Origin of the sequence: Rathayibacter festucae DSM 15932, from assembly GCF_004011135.1 — a bacterium.
Taxonomy (GTDB): Bacteria; Actinomycetota; Actinomycetes; order Actinomycetales; family Microbacteriaceae; genus Rathayibacter; species Rathayibacter festucae.
The window spans coordinates 816462-833022 of the sequence record NZ_CP028137.1; the positions used below are offsets into that span (position 1 = coordinate 816462).

Here is a 16561-nt window from a genome sequence, read left to right on the forward strand (position 1 = left end):
GCGACGAGTCTGTATCGGCGGTGCCGCGCTGCGCCGCGTCGGCTCGGAGTACGGTGAGCGGATGAGCCGGCAGCAGCGATGAGCACCTCCGCAGGCACCGCGACGAGCCGCCCGCGCGCGGTCCTCGTGGTCGCGATCCTCGCCTCCTTCGTGGCGTTCCTCGACGGCACCGTCGTCAACGTGGCACTGCCCGCGATCACCCGCGAGCTCGGCGGCGGGCTCGCCGTGCAGCAGTGGGTGGTGGACGGCTACCTGATCACCCTCGGCGCGCTGATCCTGGTCGCCGGCTCGCTGGCCGACCGGATCGGGCGCGCCCGCAGCATGACGATCGGTCTGATCGGCTTCGGCGTCACCTCGCTGCTCTGCGCGCTCGCGCCGACGGCGGAGGTGCTGATCGTCGCGCGGATGCTCCAGGGTGCCGCCGGGGCGATCCTCGTGCCCAGCTCGCTCGCGCTGATCATCGCGACCGTCCACGGCGCCGCGCAGGCGAAGACCATCGGCGCGTGGACCGCGTGGACGGGCACGGCGACGATCGCGGGCCCGGTGATCGGCGGGCTGCTCGTGGACGCCGGCTCCTGGCGCTACGTCTTCGCCCTCAACATCCTTCCGATCGCGGTGACGCTGCTGCTCCTGCGCCGGCTCGGCCACGTCGACTCCGGCACCCGCGTGCCGATCGACGGCGTCGGCGCGGTGCTCGGCGTGATCGGCCTCGGCGGGCCGGTCTTCGCGCTGATCGAGCAGGAGCGGCTCGGCTTCGGGAACCCGCTGGTGCTCGTGGCCCTGATCGGCGGTCTGGCCGCCCTGGTCGCCTTCGTGCTCTGGGAGCGGCGGACGCCGAACCCGATGCTGCCGCTCTCGCTGTTCGCCTCGCGCAACTTCACGGTCGGCAACGTCTCGACGGCGTTCATCTACGGGGCGCTCTCGTTCGGCTTCTTCGCCCTGGGCCTCTACCTGCAGCAGGGGCTGGGCTTCTCGGCCACGCTCGCCGGCCTCGCCACGCTCCCGCCGACGATCCTGCTCCTGCTGCTCTCGCAGGTCGCCGGCTCGCTGACGGCGCGGTTCGGGCCACGGCTGTTCATGGGTGTCGGACCCCTGGTGGCCGGCGTCGGCTTCCTGCTGCTGGCAGGCGTCCGTCCGCCGGCTGGCTACGCCACCCAGCTGCTGCCCGGCATCCTGCTGTTCGGGCTGGGCCTCGCGATCACCGTCGCCCCGCTGACCTCGACCATCCTCGGCGCGGTCGACAGCCGGCACAGCGGAGTCGGCTCCGCCATCAACAACGCGGTCTCGCGGATCGCCGGGCTGGTCGCGATCGCCGCCACCTCCCTGATCGTCGGCGACAGCCTGGACGCCGAGGGCTTCCGCCGCGCGGCGATCGCGACCGCCGTGCTGCTCTTCCTCGGCGGGCTGGTCTCACTGCTCGGCATCCGCAACCCGGTGCGCGACGCGGAGCCGACGGCCGTGCGCTGACAGGAAGGCAGCCACGGACGGCTCAGCCGTCGAGCTCGGCGACGTCGTAGCCGAAGATCGCGCCGTCGGCGTCCTCCTCCGCGATGCCGGCGTAGGCGAAGCCGAACGGGTTCTCTCCGTCGACGATCGCGTTGTAGACGCCGTCGAAGGAGAAGCGGCCGGTCACCGGGTCGACCGGGGTGAACCGGCCCGCGTCGCGGCGGAGGTCGACGCGCTCGTTCGGGTCCGAGAAGTTCACGAAGGCCTTCGAGGGCATCGGACCGCGCGAGATGGTGACGGTGCCGGTCAGCGGCGGGAACTCGACCCGGTCGCCGACGCGGGTCCCGCGGTACTGGCGGGGGGTGAAGACGATCGTCCCGGTGATCTCGGTGGTCGAGGCCGCGGCGCCGGGGGAGGCGAGTGCGGCTCCGACCACGGGAGCGGCCCAGGCGCCGGCCAGCACGGTGCGGCGGCGGAGGGCGTCGGCGGGGGTGGGGGCGTCGGTCATCGGTGTCTCCTGTCGAAGGGCGCCTCCGGAGGGGCGCCGGCTCTGGCCGGGGATCGCGCGGATGCTGCGGGGCCGTCCTCAGTCTTCGTCGTGCTCCGCACGGACTCACCCGGGCCGTGTCGACCGCCTGTGCCCCTTCCGAGGGTGGAAGGCGGCGTGGAAGTGTCCATCAGTCGTCGGATAGGGGTCCGTTGTCGAAAAAGGTTGTCGCTACATGGAATACTCGATCCGTCGATGCGCTTGCATACATCGGACGGGGACGAGCTTCCCGCGCGATTCACACTCTCGAGGAGAAACCATGAGCGACACCACCACCATCCCCGGATACCGCGCCGGCACCTGGGTCATCGACCCCACGCACAGCGAGGTCGGCTTCAGCGTCCGCCACCTGATGATCAGCAAGGTCAAGGGCAAGTTCGAGCGCTTCACCGCCACCTTCACCACCGGCGAGAACCCGCTGGACTCCAAGGTCGAGGCCACCGCCGAGGTCGCCTCCATCAACACCAACGAGCCCAACCGCGACGGACACCTCCGCACCGGCGACTTCTTCGAGGCCGAGAAGTACCCCTCGATCCACTTCGTGTCGACCGCGGTCCGCGCGAACGGCGACGACTTCCTCGTCGACGGCGAGCTCACCATCAAGGACGTCACCAAGCCCGTGACCTTCGAGGTCGAGTTCGGCGGCTTCGGCTCCGACCCCTACGGCAACTACAAGGCTGGTCTGACCGCCAAGGCGACCATCGACCGCACCGACTTCGGCCTCACCTACAACGCCGCCCTCGAGACCGGTGGCGTGCTCATCGGCGAGAAGGTCACCATCACGCTCGACCTCCAGGCCGCGCACCAGGCGTAGTCCGTCCCCCACGACCGAGGCCGCCCCTCCCCCTCCGGGGAGCGGGCGGCCTCGGTCGTTCGCGCACCGACCTCGTGCTGATCGAGCCCATGCTGATCGAGTAGCCCGCGCAGCGGGCGTATCGAGATCCACCGTCGCCGGACGGCGGGTCTGCAGTCCCGCACTGCTGGTGACGGCGGGTCTCGATTCGCCCCTGCGGGGCTACTCGACCAGCATGGCTTCATGCTGATCGAGTAGCTCGCGGAGCGGGCGTATCGAGATCCACCGTCGCCGGGAGTCGAGTCCGCAGACCAGTCCTGCTGAGTACGGCGACGAGGGGCCGGGCTAGAGGATGCCGAGCTCGGTCAGCTGCTCGGAGATGCCGGCGCCGTCCGGGGCGTAGACCCACGGGGTGCCGCTCGTCTCCGAGAGGTCGGCCGCTTTCGAGCGGCCGCCGGCGAGCACCGCCTCGCCGTTGGAGAGCTGGCGGATCGCGATCGCCGCGACCTTCTCCGGGTGCTCGTGCGCGAAGTCGGAGTAGATCTCCTCGTCGTGCTGCCCGTCGTCGCCGACCAGCAGCCAGCGCACGTCGGGGAACTCGACCGCGAGGCGGCGGAGGTTCTCCTCCTTGTGCTGCTTGCCGCTGCGGAACCAGCGGTCGTGCGTCGGACCCCAGTCGGTCAGGAGCAGCGCCCCCGCCGGGTAGAGGTGCCGCGACAGGAACCGCGTCAGCGCCGGCGCCACGTTCCAGGCGCCGGTGGAGAGGTAGATGACGGGCGAGCCCGGGTTCTGCCGCGAGAAGCGGTCGAGGAAGACGGCCATCCCCGGCGTGGGCATCCGCGCGTGCTCGTCGAGCACGAAGGTGTTCCAGGCGGCGACGAAGGGCCGGGGGAGCGCCGTGACCATGACCGTGTCGTCGACGTCGGACACGACGCCGATCCTCGCCTCCGGCCGCACGATGAAGACGGGGGCCTCGACCGGCGCACCGCCCTCGACCGTGAGGGTGATGCGGTGCCAGCCCGGCTCGAGCGTGATCGGGATGTCGGTGTCGATCACCCCGCCGCGGTCCGCGACCATCCGGTGGCTCTGCCCGTCCACCGAGACCGAGACGACCGCGCCGCTGATGTAGAGGCTCGTGAAGCTGCGCCAGCCGCGGACGCTCTCCACGGGCTGGACCTCCTCCGCCCCGGGCGGGGTGGGCCGGGTGTAGAGGACGCGCGCGAGCACGCGGAGCTGCTCGGTGGTGCCGTAGCCGGTGTAGGGGATGACCCGCGGCACGTAGCCCTTGCGCGTCACCCGGCGCATGCGCAGCGCGTGGATCCGGTCCTCGATCCGTGCGGCGCGGTGCAGGACCTCGGCCGCCCCGGCGCTCATCGGTTTGCTCTCAGGCGTCAGCGGCATCCGCCCAGTGTGCCAGACGGCCCCGACAGCCGGACGCCCCCGTCCGGCGGGCGCCGCGCTGCGCCGGTGGGGGGACGCCGGTCCGGCTCAGTCCTCGACGGGCTCGATCAGCTCCGGCCCGTTGCTGCCCACCGTGCCGACCGCGGCGCCGACGCGGTGCACGTCGAGCTCCTCGGCCAGCTCGGCCGCGCCGTCGGACGCCGCTCGCAGCAGCGAGCCGTCACCCGGCGTGAGCGGGTCCAGCCAGTCCTCGATCAGCTCCGGCTGCAGCAGCACGGGCATCCGCTCGTGCACCTCGGCCACCGCTCCCGCGGACGGGCGGGTCAGGATCGTCGCCGACAGCAGCCACGGTGCGCCGGGCTCCGCCGAGCGCCACCACTCGTACAGCCCGGCGAACAGCACGAGCGCGCCACCGCCCGGGGAGACGAAGACGGGCGCCTTCGCGCCGTCGGCACCGACCCGCCACTCGTACCAGCCGGAGGCCGGCACGATCGCCCGTCGCGCCGCGAAGGACTCGCGGAAGGAGGGCTTCTCGGCGACCGACTCGATCCGCGCGTTGAAGAGCGGCGCTCCGGACGGATCCGCGGCCGAGCGGGGCACCAGGCCCCAGCGCGCGCCGGCCAGGCGGCGGCGCGGCGGCTCGCCCTCCTCCACGCCCTTCATCGACTCCGCGACGACGGCGATCCGCTGCGTCGGTGCGATGTTCCAGGACGGGCCCGGAAGATCCGCGCCGGGCTCATCGATGTCGAAGAGCGCGACCAGGTCGGCGCTGGTCTGCGAGAGGACGAAGCGTCCGCACATGGGTCCTCCTGGGGTGCCGCTGCGCGCCCACCCTACGCGGGGCGAAGAAAGCGAGAGACATTCGGTGATTCGACGCGAACGGCACGTCCGCGTGCGTACGATTGTAGAAACCGATACCGAAGGAGCTTCGCCGTGCCGCTTGGAAACCTCGTCGATCGACCTTTCGGAGAGTCGCCTCAGGTCCGCAACGAGCCGGTCCAGGTCCGCAGCGCGGCCCGGCTGGCCTCCCTCCTCGACGCCGCCGCGGCCGTGGTCGACGAGGTCGGCTTCGACCGCCTGACCACCGCGATGGTGGCCGAGCGCGCGGGTGCCGCGATCGGCACCGTCTACCGCTACTTCCCCGACCGCATCGCCGTGCTCCAGGCCCTGCGCGAGCGCGCGCTCGAGCGCTTCCGCAAGAAGGTCATCACCGACATCCGCGAGAAGCACCCGGCGGACTGGTGGGGCGCCGTCGACTGCGCGGTCGACGCGTTCTGCGAGATGCACCGCACCGAGGCCGGCTTCCGCTCGATCCGCTTCGTCGACACGATCCACGCCCCCGAGGTCGCGGGGGAGGCGTTCGAGGCCGGCTTCTTCGCCCGCCGCTTCGCCGAGATCCTCGCCTCCGAGTACGGCCTGCCCGGCGGTGCCCAGCTGTCGTTCCGCCTCGAGGTCGTGATCGAGGTCGCGGACGCGATGCTCACCCGCGCCTTCCTCATCGACCCGGCCGGCGACCAGCGCTTCATCGACGAGGCCCGGGTGCTGCTGCGCAACTACCTCTCGATGCACTACGGGCCGATCGAGGCCTGACCGCGACGGCCGCCGGCGGCCTAGCTCTTTCCACGCTCCGGTGCAACACTGCGCCATCCGGGTTGGCACGCGTCTCCGAATGATGTTTTGCTGATCGCCAGGTTCTGACCGGGACCACGGGACAGGGAAGAGCAGGACCGTGATCGAATTCCGCGGAGTGAGCAAGCAGTATCCGGACGGCACGCGGGCGGTGGACGACTTCTCGCTCGTGCTGCCCTCCCGGCAGACCACCGTCTTCGTCGGCTCGTCCGGCTGCGGCAAGACGACGATCCTGCGGATGATCAACCGCATGATCGAGCCGACCGGCGGCACGATCGAGATCGACGGCGAGGACATCTCTCGGCTTCCGGCCGTCTCCCTCCGCCGCCGCATCGGCTACGTGATGCAGAACTCCGGTCTCCTGCCGCACCGGCGGGTGATCGACAACATCGCGACCGTGCCGCGGCTGAACGGCGTCGCGAAGAAGCCCGCCCACGACCGCGCGCTCGAGCTGATGGACACCGTCGGCCTCGACCGCTCCCTCGCCACCCGGTACCCGAGCCAGCTCTCCGGCGGTCAGCAGCAGCGCGTCGGCGTCGCGCGCGGCCTCGCCGTCGACCCCAACATCCTGCTGATGGACGAGCCGTTCGGCGCCGTCGATCCGCTCGTGCGCGCCGACCTCCAGCGCGAGACGCTCCGCCTGCAGCGCGAGCTCGACAAGACGGTCGTCTTCGTCACCCACGACATCGACGAGGCGTTCCTGCTCGGCGACCAGGTCGTCATCCTCGAGAAGGGCGGCCGGATCGCGCAGAAGGGCTCGCCCGCCGAGATCCTCGCGAACCCGGCCAGCGAGTTCGTCGCCGGCTTCGTCGGCGCCGACCGCGGCAAGCGCTCGCTCTCGATCGAGGAGCGCGACGGTGCCCGGATCGTCGTCGACGGCGACGGGCGGCCGACCGGCGTCCTGCGCGCGCAGGACGGCGTCGGCGCGTGAACTGGGTCGTCAACAACACCGATCAGATCCTCGCGAACCTGCTGGCGCACCTCGCGCTCTCGGTTCCGCCGATCCTGCTCAGCTTCGTGATCTCGCTGCCGTTCGGCTGGGTCGCCAACCGCTACCGCTGGAGCCGCGGCACGCTGCTCACCGGGCTCGGCGTGCTCTACGCGATCCCGTCGCTGGCGATGTTCATCCTGCTGCCCGCGCTGCTCGGCATCCCGCTGCGCTCCACCGCGAACGTCATCATCGGCCTGACGCTCTACGGCATCGCGCTGATGGTGCGGACCACCTCCGACGCGCTCTCCGCGGTGTCGGAGGACGTGACCCAGTCGGCGACGGCGATGGGCTACTCCGCCTGGGCGCGGTTCTGGAAGGTCGAGTTCCCGCTCGCCGGTCCCGTCCTGCTCTCGGGCCTGCGCGTGGTCACGGTGAGCACGGTCAGCCTCGTGACGGTCGGAGCGGTGCTGGGCATCCAGAGCCTCGGCCTGCTCTTCACCGACGGCTTCCAGCGCGGCATCCAGGGCGAGATCATCACCGGCATCGTGCTCACGATCGTGCTGGCCCTCGTGCTCGACGGACTCCTCGTCCTGCTCGGGCGCCTGCTGATGCCGTGGACCACCCTCGACCGGAGCCGCTCCCGCCGCAGGAGCGCCGCGAGCGCGAAGGCGGTGACCGCGTGAACCTCATCGCCCAGGCCTTCGCCTGGATCGGCGACCCGACGCACTGGGAGGGCATCTACGGCGTCCCGACCCGCGTCGCGCAGCACCTCGGCATCAGCCTCATCGTGCTGGTCATCGCCGCGGCCATCGCCATCCCGCTCGGCTACCTCATCGGGCACACCGGCAAGGGCAAGGGCATCGCCGTGCCCGTCGCCGGCGGCCTCCGCGCGCTGCCCACGCTGGGCGTGCTGGTGCTCGCGGCGATGAGCCTCGGCCTCGGCCTGGGCGCGCCGCTGATCGCACTGGTGATCCTGGCGATCCCGTCGATCCTCGCAGGCGCCTACTCCGGGCTCGAGGCGGTCGACCGCCGCACCGTCGACGCCGCGCGCTCCGTCGGCATGACGGAGTGGCAGATCCTGGCGAAGGTCGAAATCCCGCTCGGTCTGCCGCTGCTGATCGGCGGTCTGCGCGTCGCGGCCCTGCAGATCATCGCCACGGCGACGCTCGCCGACTACATCGGCGCCGGCGGTCTCGGCCGCTACATCTTCCAGGGCGTGAAGGCGGGCGACTACCCGCAGATGCTCGCGGGCTCGATCATCGTGATCGTGCTCACGCTGCTCAGCGAGGTGCTGTTCGCGGTCCTCCAGCGGATCGCCGTGCCCCGCGGAGTCGTGCTCGGCCTCGGCCGCGCCACGACCGAGCGCTCAGGTTTCCGCGCGTCGTCACTCCGACGCCGCGCGGTGGTGGGAATCCCCATCGACGAAGGGAAATAAGAGATGTTCACAGCAACCAAGAAGGGCCGTGTCGTTCTCAGCGCACTCGCGGTCGGCGCCGTGGTGGCGCTGGCAGGGTGCTCGTCCAGCGATCCGCTCGACGAAGGATCGGGAGCGACCGCCGGCGGCGACACCATCGTCATCGGCTCGCAGGACTACTACTCGAACGAGATCATCGCCGAGATCTACGCGCAGGCCCTCGAGGACGGGGGGATGACCGTGCAGCGCGACTTCCGCATCGGTCAGCGCGAGATCTACCTGCCCGAGATCGAGAGCGGCTCGATCGACGTGTTCCCCGAGTACGGCGGCAGCCTCCTGCAGGCGCTGGAGCCGGACACGACCGCGACCACGGCCGACGACGTCTACTCGGCGCTCACCGACGCCCTGCCCGACGGACTGCGCGCGCTCGACGCCGCGGACGCGAGCGACCAGAACTCCTACACGGTCACCCAGGCCTTCGCCGACCAGTGGAACCTGACCGACATCGCCTCGCTGAAGAACGTCACCGACCCGATCGTGCTCGGCGGCAACTCCGAGCTGCAGACCCGTCCCTACGGGCCCGACGCGCTCCAGTCGAAGTACGGCATCGCCACGACGTTCCAGGCGATCGAGGACAGCGGCGGATCGACGACCGTCGACGCGCTGGCCAGCAACCAGATCCAGATGGCGAACATCTACACCGCCGACCCGAACATCGAGTCGAACGATCTGCTGCCCCTCGCCGACCCCGACGGCCTGTTCGTCGCGGACAACGTGGTGCCGATCGTGTCCGACAAGGTCGACGACGACGCCGCCGAGATCATCAACGGGGTCAGCGCGAAGCTGACCGCCGACGACCTCGTCGCGCTGAACTCCGAGAGCGTCAACGAGCAGAAGTCGGCCGCGGCCATCGCGACCGAGTGGCTCACCTCGGCCGGCCTGATCGGCTGACCCGACCCGCTCACGCCCGGAGGCGCGTCACTCGTCGAGGTGACGCGCCTCCGCGCGTGAGAGGAGCTTTTTGACTCCGATGACGACCAGCACGAAGACCACGATCGCTCCGACGAAGAGGTAGCCCGCGTAGTGCAGGCTGTCCGACAGCTCGCGGTAGCCGCCCGCCGCGGCGGCCCCGACGCCGACGTAGGCGAACGACCAGAGGATGCACGCGGGCGTCGTCCAGGCCATGAAGGTCCGGTAGCTCATGCCGCTCATCCCGACGGTCAGCGGGATCAGGGAGTGCAGCACCGGGAGAAAGCGCGAGAGGAACACGGCGATGCCGCCGCGGCGCGCGAGGTACCGCTCGGCCCGCAGCCAGTTCTTCTCGCCGAGGCGGCGGCCGAGGCGAGAGCCGCGGATGCGCGGCCCGAACCAGCGGCCGAGGTAGAAGCCGACCGATTCGCCGCAGAGCGCTCCGATGATCACGGCGATCGCGAGGGCGACGAACTGCAGGGGGGACGTCACGCCGGTCGCGCTGACGATCACGACGGTGTCGCCCGGCACGATCAGCCCGGCGAGGATCGTCGTCTCGAAGAAGACGGCGAGGCCGGCCAGCAGCGTCCGCCAGACGGGCGGCACGCTCACGACGAAGGCGAGGATGCCGGTCAGAGCGTCGTTCACGGCCGCGTGCGCTCCGGCATCTCAGCGGACCCGCTTGAGCAGCGACCAGAAGGTCTCGACGATCGAGCCCATGTCGACCCGGTCGTCGAGCAGCCACTGCACCTGCAGTCCGTCGGAGAGCGCGGTGATCATCTTCGCCGCGAGCTCGGGGTCGATGTCGGCCGCGATGAGCCCCTCGCTCTGGTCCTCGCGGACGCGGGCGGCGAAGACCTCGTTGACCGTCCGGTAGCGCTCGACGAAGAACTCGTGCGCGGGGTGCGACTCGTCGGTCGCGTCGGCGGAGAGCGTCGCGTAGAGGTGGACGAGACCGGGCACCTCGCTGTTGTGGCGGATCAGCTCGACGACCTGCTCGATCGCCCGGTCGCCCTTCTGCTCGAGGTCGTAGACGGCGCGGTCGGTGTCGTCGCGCTTGCGGAGGACCTCGGCGAAGAGCTCCTCCTTCGAGTCGAAGTAGTGCAGGAGCCCCGCCTGCGTCAGGCCGACCTCCTCCGAGATCTCGCGCAGCGAGGCCTTGCGGTACCCCTGCCGCGAGAACACCTCGAGGGCGGTCTGCAGAATCTCCTCGCGCTTCGCGACACCCTTGGCGTAGCTCCCCTTGCTCGGCATCCCTCGATCGTAGGGGGCGCGGCCGAGCGGGAGCCGCGAGCGTCGCGCGGTGACGGCGCACGATCTCCCACGGCGGACGCGCGACGCCGGGGCGGCTGGGAAAGACCTGTGAAGATGCGAGCTCGACAGCAGGAAGCGTCGGCGCACGTGATCGCTCGCCGTCGAGAGGTCCGTCGCCGACCCTCTGACGGACGCGGGCGCTGCTCGACCGGACCCACGGGCGGAGATCTCTCGACGTGGAGACGCTCTGTCTCGACGTCGAGACGTCGCTGACACTCGGGCCGGCGGCGGGCGCCTCGGACCGCCCCGGAAGGGTGTCGCCAGGGGCCTCGCGGGAGGCGCACATCCGCCCCAGTACTGGGATCCGAGGGCTTCGAGCCCCTCCGGCCGACCTAGGCTCGGAGCCGTGAACGAACTCCTGGACCCGCTCCTCCTGTCGCGCTGGCAGTTCGGCCTGACGACGATCTACCACTTCCTCTTCGTGCCGCTCACCATCGGCATGGCGCTCACGGTGGCGATCTTCCAGACCTGCTGGGTGCGCACCGGTCGCGTGCACTATCTGCAGCTGACGAAGTTCTTCGGGAAGATCTTCCTGATCAACTTCGCGATGGGCGTGGTCACCGGCATCGTCCAGGAGTTCCAGTTCGGGATGAACTGGAGCGACTACTCCCGCTTCGTCGGCGACGTCTTCGGGGCCCCGCTCGCCTTCGAGGGCCTGCTCGCGTTCTTCCTCGAGGCGACGTTCATCGGCCTCTGGATCTTCGGCTGGGACAAGCTCCCGGCGAAGCTGCACCTCGCGACGATCTGGCTCACCACACTCGGCACGACGCTCTCGGCCTACTTCATCATCGCCGCGAACGCCTTCATGCAGAACCCGGTCGGCTTCCGGATCAACGAGGCCAAGGGCCGCGCCGAGCTCACCGACATCTGGGCCCTGCTCACCAACAAGGTCGCGCTCGCCGCGTTCCCGCACACGATCTTCGCCTGCTTCATGGTCTCGGCCGCGGTGATCGTCAGCGTCGCCGCGTACCACCTCTCGCGGAACCAGCACCTCGAGACGATGCGCCCGGCGCTGAAGTTCGGCGCCTGGATGATGCTGATCAGCGGTGGCCTCACCCTCTTCACCGGCGACTCGCTCGGCCTCGCGATGGTCGACACGCAGCCGATGAAGATGGCGGCCGCGGAGGCGCTCTACACGACGTCCACCGGCGTCGACGCCTCGTTCTCGGTCTTCACCTGGGGCACCCCCGACGGCTCGAGCGAGCTCTTCTCGATCCGCATCCCCTACCTGCTCTCCTTCCTCTCGACGCACACCTTCACCGGCACCGTCGAGGGCATCAACGACCTGCAGGCGCAGTACAGCGCGGTCTACGGACCGGGCGACTACACGCCGATCATCTGGGTCACCTACTGGTCGTTCCGCTGGATGATGGCGCTCGGCGTCCTCGCCATCGGCGTCGCGGCCGCCGGCCTCTGGTTCACCCGCAAGGGCCGGCAGCCGAAGCAGTGGATGTGGAAGATCGCGATCTGGGCGGCACCGCTGCCGCTGATGGCGATGATCGTCGGCTGGGTCTTCACCGAGATGGGCCGTCAGCCCTGGCTGGTCTTCGGCCTGCTGAAGACCGCGGACGGCGTCTCGCCCGGGGTCAGCGGCCTCGAGGTGCTGATCTCGCTGATCGCCTTCACCGCGATCTACGGCACCCTCGCGGTCGTCGAGTTCCGGCTGATCAAGCGGGCGGCCCAGGCCGGCCCCGACGACGCCCCCGAGATCGACGAGGAGAGCGGTCGCCCGCAGCTCGTCGGCACCGTCTACTGAGAAGGGCACTGCGCACATGGACCTCGGATCGCTCGATCTCGCCACGCTCTGGTTCTGGATCGTCGCCGTCTTCTTCATCGGCTACTTCGTCCTCGACGGCTTCGACTTCGGCGTCGGGATGTCGCTGCCGTTCCTCGGTCGCGACGACACCGACCGCCGCGTCCTGATCAACACGATCGGGCCGGTCTGGGACCTCAACGAGACCTGGGTCATCGTCGCGGGAGCGGCGATGTTCGCCGCGTTCCCCGAGTGGTACGCGACGCTCTTCAGCGGCTTCTACCTGCCGCTGCTGCTGATCCTGCTGGCGCTGATCGCCCGCGGCGTCTCCTTCGAGTACCGGCACCAGCGCCCGGAGGCCGCCTGGAAGAAGCGGTTCGACACCATGATCGTCGTCGGCTCGGCCGTGCCCGCGTTCCTCTGGGGCGTCGCCTTCGCGAACATCGTGCAGGGCGTGCCGCTGGACGCCGACCACAACTACATCGGGACGGTCTTCGACCTGCTGAACCCGTACGCGCTGCTCGGCGGCGCGACGACGCTCCTGCTCTTCTTCACCCACGGCGTCGTGTTCGTCTCGCTGAAGACCGACGGCGAGATCCGCGAGCGGGCGCGCCGGCTGGCGACGCGGGCGGGACTGGTGACCATCGCGGTCGCCGCGGTGTTCCTCGGCTGGACGAACCTGGCGCAGGGGAGCGGCCCGTCCTGGCTGCTGTCGATCGCCGCGGCGACCGCCCTGGTGCTCGCCTGGGTCGCCAACGTGCGCGGGCGGGAGGGCCGCGCCTTCGCCCTGCTGGCCGGCACGATCGGCCTCGCGGTGCTCGCGCTGTTCACCACGCTCTTCCCGGCGGTGATGCCCGCCTCGAACGACGTCGCCAACAGCCTGACCATCGAGAACGCCTCGAGCACGCCCTATACCCTGACGGTGATGAGCTGGACGGCGCTGGTCTTCGTCCCGCTCATCGTGGGCTACCAGGCCTGGACCTACTGGATCTTCCGCAAGCGCATCACCCGGAGCCACATCCCGGTCGACGCGCACTGACCGATCGCGACCGTGAAGCCCCTCGACCCCCGACTGCTCCGCTACGCCCGCTCCGCACGGCTGTTCCTCGTGCTCGGCGGGGCGCTCGCGCTGGCCCGTACGGCGACCGCGGTCGCGTTCGCGTGGCTGGTGGCGCAGCTCGTCGCCGGGGCGGTCGACGGGCGCTCGGCCGCCGACCTGGCGCCGTCGCTCGCGGCGCTGCTGGGGGTCGTGGCGGTGCGCGCGCTGCTGGCCTGGGCCGTCGAAGTGAACGCCGCGCGGGGCGGCGCCGACGCGAAGGCGCAGCTGCGGTCGGCGGTCCTCGCCGCGCTGGTCGCACTCGGTCCGGCCGGCCGCACGGGTGGCTCGGGCGGCGTCGTCGCCCTGCTCGGCGGCGGGCTCGACGCGCTCGACGGCTACTTCGCCCGCTACCTGCCGCAGCTGATCGCGACCGCGGTCACCACGCCGATCCTGACGTTCGTGGTCTTCCTCGCGGATCCGCTCAGCGCGCTCTTCCTCGTGGTCACCCTGCCGCTGATCCCGGTCTTCATGATCCTGATCGGCTGGGCGACCCAGGCGGTGCAGAAGCGGCAGTGGAGCCGCCTGCAGGCGCTGGCCTCCGGCTTCGTCGACACGGTCGGCGGACTGGCCACGCTGAAGATCTTCGGACGGGCGGAGCGGCAGAGCGCCCGCATCCGCGCGCTGACCGAGGACTACCGCGTGCACACCATGAAGGTGCTGCGGGTGACCTTCGTCAGCAGCTTCGTCCTGGAGCTGGCCGGCTCGCTCTCGGTCGCGCTCGTCGCGGTGTCGATCGGGCTGCGGCTGGTCGACGGCTCGCTCGGACTCGCGATCGGGCTCTTCGTGCTGGTCCTGGCGCCGGACGTGTTCCTGCCGGTGCGGCAGGTCGGTGCGGAGTTCCATGCGGCGGCGGACGGTGTGCAGGCGGCGGACGAGGCCTTCGCGATCATCGAGGCGGCGGCGACCGTCCCCGGGCGAACCGCGGTGCCCGGCCGCTCGGGAGCGCTCGAGCTGGGCGGTCTCGCGGTGGACGACGGTGCGGGCCGCGTGCTCGCGCCCGTCGACGCCGTCCTGCCCGCCGGCTCGATCACGGCGCTGACGGGGCCCAGCGGATCCGGGAAGTCGACCCTTCTCGCCGCCCTCGCCGGCTTCGCTCCCGCGACCGGCGCGATCGCCCTCGGAGGGGAGGCCGTCGACGGCTCCTCCGATCGCGACTGGCTCGCTTGGTCGGGGCAGCGGCCCGATCTGCTCCCCGGGACCGTCGGCTCGAACGTCGCGCTCGGCACGCGCTCGCCCGACCCGGAGCGCGTCCTGCGGGCGCTGGCCGTCGCGGGTGCCAGCCTCGATCCCGGCCGGCGGATCGACGTGGACGGCACCGGACTGTCCGGTGGGCAGGCGGCGCGCGTCGCCGTGGCCCGGGCCGTGCACCGCGTCCTCGAGCGCGGCTGCGCCGTGCTCGCTCTCGACGAGCCGACCGCCGCGCTCGACGAGGAATCGGAGCGCGCGCTGCTCGCCGGGCTCCGCTCTCTCGCCGACGAGGGCGTGATCGTGCTCGTCGCCACGCACCGTCCGGCGACCATCGCCGCCGCCGACGCCGTCCTCGCGCTCGCCCCCGCCGAGGCGGTGCTCCGGTGAACCGCGCCGATGTGCTGCGCGCGGCGATGCCGGCGCCGCGGCGCTTCCTTCCCGGCCTGTCCTTCGGGCTGCTGTCGTCCGCGTCGGTCGTCGCTTTGCTCGCCTGCTCGGCCTGGCTGATCGTGCGGGCGGCCGAGCAGCCGCCGATCCTCTTCCTCTCGATGGCCGTCGTCGGCGTGCGCGCCTTCGCGCTCTCGCGGGCGCTCTTCCGCTACCTCGAGCGCCTCTCCGGGCACGACGCGGCGTTCCGCGTGCTGGCCGAGCTGCGCGCCGGCGTCTACGACCGGCTGGTCCCCGTGGCGCCGGACGGCCTCGGTCGGGTGCGCCGCGGCGATCTCGTCTCGCGGGTGGTCGCCGACGTCGACGCCCAGCAGGACGTGCCGCTGCGGATCGTGCAGCCGCTGGTCGTCTCCGCCGTGGTCTCCGCCGCCGCGGTGGTGGGAGTCTGGCTCCTGCTGCCCGCGATGGGCGCCGTGCTGCTCGGTCTGCTCGTACTCGCCTTCGTCGGCGGAGCCCTCGGCTCGGGGCTGGTCTCGGCGCGCGCCGACCGCGAGCTGGCGCCGCTGCGCGGCGAGCTGGCTGAGCGCCTGAACCTGCTGGTCACCCGGCTCGACGTGCTGATCGCCTTCGACGCGGCCGACGCGGCGATCGCCGACGTCGCGCAGGCGGAGGCGGCGCTCACCCGGGCCGCCCGCCGGCGCGCGGCGTCGACCGGGCTCGCCGCCGCCGTCCTCGCGCTGTGCTCCGGCGGCGCGGTCTGGGCCGGTCTCGCCCTCGGCATCCCGGCCGTCGCCGAGCTCGGCGGTCCGGCGCTCGGGGTGCTCGCCCTGGTACCGCTGGCCGTCTTCGAGGTCGCGGCCGCCGCTCCGCTGGCGGTGCAGAGCGCGCGCTCGGCGCTCTCGAGCGCGCAGCGGCTCGCGGACCTCGACGCGCAGGCCGCGTCGCCGGCGCTGGCGACCGACGCCGACATCGATCCGTCGGCCGCCGTCCCGCTCGGCCGCGACATCGTCCTCCGCGACCTCTCCGTCTCCTGGCCCGGAGCCGAGACGCCCGCGCTCCGCGACGTCTCACTGGAGCTGCGCGCGGGCGAGCGGATCCTCGTCACCGGCGGCAGCGGCTCGGGCAAGACGACGCTCGCGCACGCGCTCGTCCGCTTCCTCGACCACACCGGCTCCTACCGGATCGGCGGGGTGGAGGCCCGGACACTTCCGCAGGCCGAGCTGCGGCGCCTGGTCGGCCTCGTCGAGCAGCAGCCCTACCTCTTCGACGACACGATCCGGCAGAACCTGCTCTTCGCCCGGCCCGAGGCCGACGACGCGGTGCTGACCGCCGTCCTCGAGCGGGTCGGCCTCGCCTCCTGGACCGCGGCCCGCGGCGGTCTCGACGCCCGGGTCGGCGAGCGCGGCTCGCTGGTCTCGGGCGGTCAGGCGCAGCGCCTGGCGCTCGCCCGCGCCCTCCTGGCCGACTTCGACGTGCTGGTGCTCGACGAGCCCACCGCCTCGGTGGACGCGCCGGTCGCCGACGCGCTGCTCGCCGACCTGCTGCACGCCGCCTCGGGCCGCACGGTCGTGCTGATCGCGCACCGCGTCCCCGCGACCCTCGCCTTCGACCGGCGGATCACGGTCGCGGACCGAACCGCCCGCTGACTCCCGACGCGGCGGATCCCCGGACCGGGGGGACGGTCCGGCAA

16 protein-coding genes are annotated in these 16561 nt (G+C 71.5%); 11 read left to right on the top strand and 5 right to left on the bottom strand.

All coding sequences use genetic code 11. From position 1 onward, the window contains the following. Positions 1-78: 78 nt before the first annotated feature. A complete protein-coding gene (locus tag C1I64_RS03800) occupies positions 79-1467 on the top strand; it encodes a DHA2 family efflux MFS transporter permease subunit (protein ID WP_127886256.1) in 1389 nt (462 codons plus the stop codon). 22 nt (positions 1468-1489) lie between these two features. Here C1I64_RS03800 and C1I64_RS03805 read toward each other — a convergent pair whose 3' ends face one another. Beyond that, positions 1490-1954, bottom strand: coding sequence for a hypothetical protein (locus C1I64_RS03805; RefSeq protein ID WP_123445584.1), 465 nt, complete (start codon positions 1952-1954; stop codon positions 1490-1492). A gap of 298 nt (positions 1955-2252) precedes the next feature. Here C1I64_RS03805 and C1I64_RS03810 point away from each other — a divergent pair, with 298 nt between their 5' ends. Then, positions 2253-2807, top strand: a complete 555-nt coding sequence (locus C1I64_RS03810) for a YceI family protein (RefSeq protein ID WP_123445585.1) — start codon at positions 2253-2255, stop codon at positions 2805-2807. Positions 2808-3131: 324 nt separating this feature from the next. On the opposite strand, the gene C1I64_RS03815 is transcribed toward C1I64_RS03810, so the two are convergent. Both C1I64_RS03815 and C1I64_RS03820 read right to left on the bottom strand, forming a co-directional pair. After that, positions 3132-4187, bottom strand: a complete 1056-nt coding sequence (locus C1I64_RS03815; protein ID WP_127886257.1) for an App1 family protein — start codon at positions 4185-4187, stop codon at positions 3132-3134. A gap of 87 nt (positions 4188-4274) precedes the next feature. Continuing rightward, positions 4275-4988 carry an SOS response-associated peptidase gene (locus C1I64_RS03820; RefSeq protein WP_127886258.1) on the bottom strand — a complete coding sequence of 238 codons (714 nt, stop codon included), beginning with the start codon at positions 4986-4988 and terminating at the stop codon, positions 4275-4277. 132 nt (positions 4989-5120) lie between these two features. Between C1I64_RS03820 and C1I64_RS03825 the strand changes: the two genes are divergently transcribed. The 5 genes from C1I64_RS03825 to C1I64_RS03845 all read left to right on the top strand — a co-directional run bounded on the left by C1I64_RS03825 (position 5121) and on the right by C1I64_RS03845 (position 9112). After that, the gene (locus tag C1I64_RS03825; RefSeq protein WP_123445588.1) at positions 5121-5777 is read left to right on the top strand and encodes a TetR family transcriptional regulator; all 657 of its coding nucleotides are present in this window, start codon (positions 5121-5123) and stop codon (positions 5775-5777) included. Positions 5778-5916: 139 nt separating this feature from the next. Then, complete coding sequence (locus C1I64_RS03830) at positions 5917-6747, top strand: ABC transporter ATP-binding protein (protein WP_123445589.1); 831 nt, start codon at positions 5917-5919, stop codon at positions 6745-6747. Continuing rightward, positions 6744-7430, top strand: a complete 687-nt coding sequence (locus C1I64_RS03835) for an ABC transporter permease (RefSeq protein ID WP_123445590.1) — start codon at positions 6744-6746, stop codon at positions 7428-7430. The genes C1I64_RS03830 and C1I64_RS03835 overlap by 4 nt, the downstream gene beginning before the upstream one ends. Then, complete coding sequence (locus C1I64_RS03840; protein WP_123735424.1) at positions 7427-8182, top strand: ABC transporter permease; 756 nt, start codon at positions 7427-7429, stop codon at positions 8180-8182. Before C1I64_RS03835 ends, C1I64_RS03840 begins: the two co-directional genes overlap by 4 nt. Before the next feature lie 3 nt (positions 8183-8185). Next, positions 8186-9112 carry an ABC transporter substrate-binding protein gene (locus C1I64_RS03845; RefSeq protein ID WP_123735425.1) on the top strand — a complete coding sequence of 309 codons (927 nt, stop codon included), beginning with the start codon at positions 8186-8188 and terminating at the stop codon, positions 9110-9112. Between the two features lie 27 nt (positions 9113-9139). On the opposite strand, the gene C1I64_RS03850 is transcribed toward C1I64_RS03845, so the two are convergent. Both C1I64_RS03850 and C1I64_RS03855 read right to left on the bottom strand, forming a co-directional pair. Further along, a complete protein-coding gene (locus C1I64_RS03850) occupies positions 9140-9778 on the bottom strand; it encodes a DedA family protein (RefSeq protein ID WP_123445593.1) in 639 nt (212 codons plus the stop codon). A 21-nt stretch (positions 9779-9799) separates the two neighbouring features. Further along, the gene (locus tag C1I64_RS03855; RefSeq protein ID WP_123445594.1) at positions 9800-10384 is read right to left on the bottom strand and encodes a TetR/AcrR family transcriptional regulator; all 585 of its coding nucleotides are present in this window, start codon (positions 10382-10384) and stop codon (positions 9800-9802) included. A 406-nt stretch (positions 10385-10790) separates the two neighbouring features. Here C1I64_RS03855 and C1I64_RS03860 point away from each other — a divergent pair, with 406 nt between their 5' ends. Genes C1I64_RS03860 through cydC form a run of 4 tightly spaced genes read left to right on the top strand, consistent with a single transcriptional unit; the run spans position 10791 to position 16517 of the window. Then, the gene (locus tag C1I64_RS03860) at positions 10791-12200 is read left to right on the top strand and encodes a cytochrome ubiquinol oxidase subunit I (RefSeq protein ID WP_127886259.1); all 1410 of its coding nucleotides are present in this window, start codon (positions 10791-10793) and stop codon (positions 12198-12200) included. Between the two features lie 16 nt (positions 12201-12216). After that, on the top strand, positions 12217-13236 hold the full coding sequence (gene cydB, locus C1I64_RS03865) for a cytochrome d ubiquinol oxidase subunit II (protein WP_123703059.1): 1020 nt from the start codon (positions 12217-12219) through the stop codon (positions 13234-13236). A gap of 12 nt (positions 13237-13248) precedes the next feature. Beyond that, entirely contained in the window at positions 13249-14871 is a 1623-nt protein-coding gene (gene cydD, locus C1I64_RS03870; protein WP_127886260.1) for a thiol reductant ABC exporter subunit CydD, read from the top strand. Continuing rightward, positions 14868-16517, top strand: a complete 1650-nt coding sequence (gene cydC / locus C1I64_RS03875; protein WP_279630152.1) for a thiol reductant ABC exporter subunit CydC — start codon at positions 14868-14870, stop codon at positions 16515-16517. The genes cydD and cydC overlap by 4 nt, the downstream gene beginning before the upstream one ends. Positions 16518-16561: the final 44 nt, after the last annotated feature.